Genomic DNA, 4646 nt, shown 5'->3' on the forward strand with positions numbered 1-4646 from the left:
GAGCGCCGTTCCCGGACCAGCCGGACCGCCTCGCCGCTCTCGTGGCCGAGGCCGATCAGCGCCTGCGCCGCCACCAGGCCCGAGCGGTTGTACCCCGAGTGGCAGCGCACCAGCGTCCGCCGGCCCCGGCGGACGGCCGCCGCGGTGAGCTCGGCCGCCTCCTGGACGGCGAGCAGCTGACCGGGGGAGAGCGGGGCGTCGGGCACCTCCCGGACGACGTGCTCCACCCCCGGTGCCGGACCGTGCCCGGAACGGGTGAACAGGCTGACCACCAGGTCGAACTCGGCCCGTACGATCGCGAGTTCCAGCTCGCCGCCGGGCCGGGTGAAGTAGTGCCCGCCCATCCAGAGCCCGGGGACGATCTCGTTCCAGGGCTCGGACGGCCCGGGGGTGTCGCGTTCCTTCTGGCGGGTCCGCACGCTCTGCTCGCTCCCTCGTCGTCCGGCCGCGTCCGGTGCTACTCGCCGGTGGTGCCGTCGAGGTGCTCGCGGAGCAGATCGGCGTGGCCGTTGTGGCGGGCGTACTCCTCGATCATGTGGGTGAGGATCCAGCGGAGCGAGAAGACCTCGTCGCCGTAGTGGCCCAGGACGTCCAACGACTCGGCGGCGGACACGAGTTCCCGGGCGTGGTCGCACTCCCGGCGCCAGATCGCGAAGGCCTCGTCGGGGTCGGCGGTGTCGGCGTCGAACTCGGCGAAGGACCCGTCCGGGTGCTTCCAGAAGCCCGGCAGGCCCTCGTCGTCGAGGACGTTGCGGAACCAGCTGCGCTCCACCTCGGCGAGGTGGCGGACCAGCCCGAGCAGGGAGAGCCCGGACGGTTCCAGCACGCGGGCGCGGAGCTGCTCCGCGGTGAGGCCCGCGCACTTCATCGCGAGGGTGTCGCGCTGGTAGTCCAGGAAGCCTGCCAGGGTGGCGCGTTCGTCGGCGGTGCGGGGAGTCTGCGTACGCTGATCGTCGGTCATCGGGCTATCCTTCCCGACGTCCACCGGGGCCGCCCCGCAATTTCCGCGGCACGACCGGGCGAGCGGGCACCAGCACGACAGCGAGCGGGCAACAGCACGACGGTGAGCAGCCGCAGCGCCCGGGCCGGCTGGCGCCCGGGCCGTCCAGCGCCCGGGCCGGCTAGCCCAGGTGCTCCAGCCAGCGCAGTGCGCCGGGGACGTCCGGTGCGACCGGGACGCCTCCCGTGACCGGAGGGCGTTCCACGATGATGACGGGCAGGCCGAGTCCGCGCGCGGCGGCCAGCTTGGGGGCGGTCGCGGCGCCGCCGCTGTCCTTGGTGACCAGGACGTCGATGTCGTGTCGGCGCAGCAGTGCCTCTTCGCCGTGGATCGTGAACGGCCCCCGGTCCAGCAGGACTTCGAACGAGGGCGGTACCGGGGGCTCGGGCGGGTCCACCGAGCGGGCGAGGAAGTGGACCCCGTCCAGGTGGGCGAAGGCGCCGACGCCCTGTCGTCCGACGGTGAGGAAGACCCGTTCCCCGCGCCGGGGCAGCAGGTCGGCCGCCGCGGCGAGGGAGGGGACGGGGAGCCAGCGGTCGCCGTCGACGCGGGTGAAGCCGGGGCGGCGCAGCACCAGCAGCGGGACCACGGTGGCGGCGGCCGCGAGGGCGGCGTTCCGGGAGATGCCGGCGGCGAACGGGTGGGTGGCGTCCACCACCGCGTCCACCTGCTCGGTGCGCAGCCAGTCGGCCAGACCCTCCGGTCCGCCGAAGCCGCCGATCCGTACCTCCCCGGCGGGCAGCCGCGGCTGGGCGACCCGGCCGGCCAGCGAACTGGTGACCCGGTGCGCGGTCGGGGCCAGCTCGGCGGCCAGCGCCCGCCCTTCGGTGGTGCCGCCGAGGATCAGGACGTGCCGCATCACGCCCCGCAGGGCTCGTGCGGGCGCTCGCGGTCCGCCGAGTAGAGGTGGCTGTCGCGGAACTGCTCGGCGGCCAGCGTGCGGCCGACGAGGATGACGGCGGTGCGGACCACGCCCGCCGCCTTGACCTGCTCGGCGATGTCGCCGACGGTGCCGCGCAGCACCAGTTCGTCGGGGCGGCTGGCCATCGCGACCACGGCGGCCGGGCAGTCCGCGCCGTAGTGGGGGAGCAGCTGCTCGACCACGTCGTCCACGTAGCCGGCGGCCAGGTGCAGCACCAGCAGGGCGCCGCTGCGGCCGAGGGTGGCGAGGTCCTCGCCCTCGGGCATCGGGGTGGCGCGCTTGGCGATCCGGGTGAGGATGACGGTCTGGCCGACGGTCGGGACGGTCAGCTCCCGCTTCAGCGCGGCCGCGGCGGCGGCGAAGGCGGGCACGCCGGGGACCACCTCGTACGGCACGCCGGCCGCGTCCAGGCGGCGCATCTGCTCGGCGACGGCGGAGAAGACGGACGGGTCGCCGGAGTGCAGCCGGGCCACGTCCTGGCCGGCCCGGTGGGCGGCGACCAGCTCGGCGGTGATCTGGTCCAGGTTGAGCTGGGCGGTGTCGATCAGGCGGGCGCCGGGCGGGCACTCGTCCAGCAGCTCGCGCGGGACGAGGCTGCCCGCGTACAGGCAGACCTCGGCGCGGGCCAGGATGCGCTGGCCGCGCAGGGTGATCAGATCGGCGGCGCCCGGGCCGGCTCCGATGAAGTGGACGGTCACGAGGCGTTCTCCTGAGGGGTTTCGGGCTTGACTGCGGACCACTGGGTGACCGGCATGGCCTGGCGCCACCCGGTGAAGCCGCCCACCGGGACGGCGTGGGAGACGGCGAGTTTGACGAGCTCCCCGCCGTGGCGCCGGTACCACTCGGTGAGCAGCGCCTCGGACTCCAGCGTCACGGTGTTGGCGACGATCCGGCCGCCCGGGCGCAGCGCGGCCCAGCAGGCGTCCAGCAGGCCGGGCGCGGTGAGGCCGCCGCCGATGAACACGGCGTCGGGGGTGGGGAGTTCGGCGAGAGCGGCGGGGGCGGGGCCGGTCGCCACGCGGAGCCGGGGCACCCCGAGTGCGGCGGCGTTGCGGACGATCCGCTCGGCGCGCGCCGGGTCGCGCTCGATGCTGACGGCCCGGCAGTCGCGGTGGGCGCGCAGCCACTCGACGGCGATCGAGCCGGAGCCGCCGCCGACGTCCCAGAGCAGCTCGCCGGGGGAGGGGGCCAGCGTGGCGAGGGTCGCGGCGCGGACGTGGCGCTTGGTGAGCTGGCCGTCGCTCTCGTACGCGGCGTCGGGCAGGCCGGGGACGAGGGAGGTGCGGGGGCCGTCGCCGAGGTCGACGGCGATGACGTTCAGCGGGTCGCCGGGCGGGTGCGGCCAGCCGTCGGCGGGGCCGTCGAGGTGGCGTTCGGCGGGGGCGCCGAGCTGTTCGAGCACCCGCAGGCGGGCGCCGCCGAAGCCGCGGGCGGTGAGCAACTCGGCGACGGCGGCCGGGGTGGCGGCGTCGGCGCTGAGCACCAGCAGGCGGCGGCCGGGGTGGAGGGCGAGGGAGAGGGCGTCCAGCGGCCGGCCGACCAGGCTGACCACCTCGGTGGCCTCCAGCGGCCAGCCGAGCCGGGCGCAGGCGTAGGAGACGGAGGAGGGGTGCGGCAGGACGCGCAGGCGCTCGGCGCCGACGGTCTCGGCGAGGGTGCGGCCGATGCCGTAGAACATCGGATCGCCGCTGGCCAGGACGGCGATGCGGCGGCCGGCGTGGGCGGCGAGCAGTCCGGGGACGGCGGGGCGCAGCGGGGACGGCCAGGGGACGCGCTCGGCGGTGACGTCGTCGTGGGGGAGCAGGTCCAGCTGGCGGGGGCCGCCGACGACGGTCTCGGCCTCCCGCAGCGCGGCCCGGGAGCCGTCGGCGAGGCCGGGCCAGCCGTCGGCCCCGATCCCGACGACGGTGATCGGGGGTGGCAGCTCGGGCACCGGGTGGCTCCTCGTCGTTCGATGGGCCGATGAGCAGGAAATCTCATTGGCCGGGGCAGCCTACCTGGCGGTTGTCATCCGCCACCCGTCATCCCACTCCTCCCCCGGCCGCTCCCCAATCCCCCGATTCGATCAGCGCCGGCCGCTCCCGCAGCCGTGCCTCGGCCCTCGGTCCGGCGAGGTAGACCCAGGCGTCCCGCAGCTCGCCCGCCGCCGTCCGCACCGCCATCCGCCGCCGCACGTACAGCCCGGTCCCGTCCGCCCGGCAGTCCTCCAGCCGGTCCAGGGCGTCCAGGGCTCCGGCGTACGCGCCCGGGCGTACGGTGACGAGCTCACCCAGGATCCGGCGCCCGGGCGCCGGATCCGGCACCGCGTACGGGAAGCCGGGGCCCTCGTGCAGCGCGGCGCCCTCCAGGACCGCCGGCCGGATCCCGGTGCAGCGTCCGGCCAGGTGGGCGGCGTGATTGCGGCCGCCGCTGCGCAGGGTGCCGTACACGAAGAACGGCAGGGACTCCTCGGATGCGGGCACGGGTTCGACGTCCTCGTCGGGGATCGCCCACCGTACGTCCCGCGGTCCGGGTTCCGATACGGACTGGCGCGCCGGGCCGTCCATGCGCTGTCATGTCGGATGTTCGGCCAGCACCGTCCAAGGGGGACACCCATGACATCGCCCGCTTCACCCTCCCAACCGGCCGCGGATCCCGGCCTGACCCCCGGCGTTCCCGCCGCCGTCCCCGCCGTTCCCGCCGACGCCGCCGTCAGGGCCGAGGCGGCCCCCGCCCGCGCCCCCC

The 4646-nt window shown here is 76.0% G+C and carries 6 protein-coding genes; all 6 read right to left on the reverse strand.

Going from position 1 to position 4646, the window contains the following annotated elements:
* The coding region (locus ACIQOV_RS28445; protein WP_401053297.1) for a protein phosphatase at positions 1-419 on the reverse strand (419 nt) is incomplete at its 3' end.
* A 38-nt stretch (positions 420-457) separates the two neighbouring features.
* Positions 458-961: a DinB family protein gene (locus ACIQOV_RS28450; protein WP_387685211.1), complete on the reverse strand. Its 504-nt coding sequence runs from the start codon at positions 959-961 to the stop codon at positions 458-460.
* 160 nt (positions 962-1121) lie between these two features.
* Entirely contained in the window at positions 1122-1859 is a 738-nt protein-coding gene (locus ACIQOV_RS28455; RefSeq protein WP_401053305.1) for a cobalt-precorrin-6A reductase, read from the reverse strand.
* Positions 1859-2620: a precorrin-4 C(11)-methyltransferase gene (gene cobM, locus ACIQOV_RS28460; RefSeq protein ID WP_359901657.1), complete on the reverse strand. Its 762-nt coding sequence runs from the start codon at positions 2618-2620 to the stop codon at positions 1859-1861. The genes ACIQOV_RS28455 and cobM overlap by 1 nt, the downstream gene beginning before the upstream one ends.
* Positions 2617-3855, reverse strand: a complete 1239-nt coding sequence (gene cbiE / locus ACIQOV_RS28465) for a precorrin-6y C5,15-methyltransferase (decarboxylating) subunit CbiE (protein ID WP_401053300.1) — start codon at positions 3853-3855, stop codon at positions 2617-2619. The genes cobM and cbiE overlap by 4 nt, the downstream gene beginning before the upstream one ends.
* An 88-nt stretch (positions 3856-3943) precedes the next feature.
* The gene (locus tag ACIQOV_RS28470) at positions 3944-4384 is read right to left on the reverse strand and encodes a gamma-glutamylcyclotransferase family protein (RefSeq protein WP_401053303.1); all 441 of its coding nucleotides are present in this window, start codon (positions 4382-4384) and stop codon (positions 3944-3946) included.
* Between the last annotated feature and the right edge of the window lie 262 nt (positions 4385-4646).

The organism is Kitasatospora sp. NPDC091257 (assembly GCF_044757675.1).
Taxonomy (GTDB): domain Bacteria; phylum Actinomycetota; class Actinomycetes; order Streptomycetales; family Streptomycetaceae; genus Kitasatospora; species Kitasatospora lactacystinica.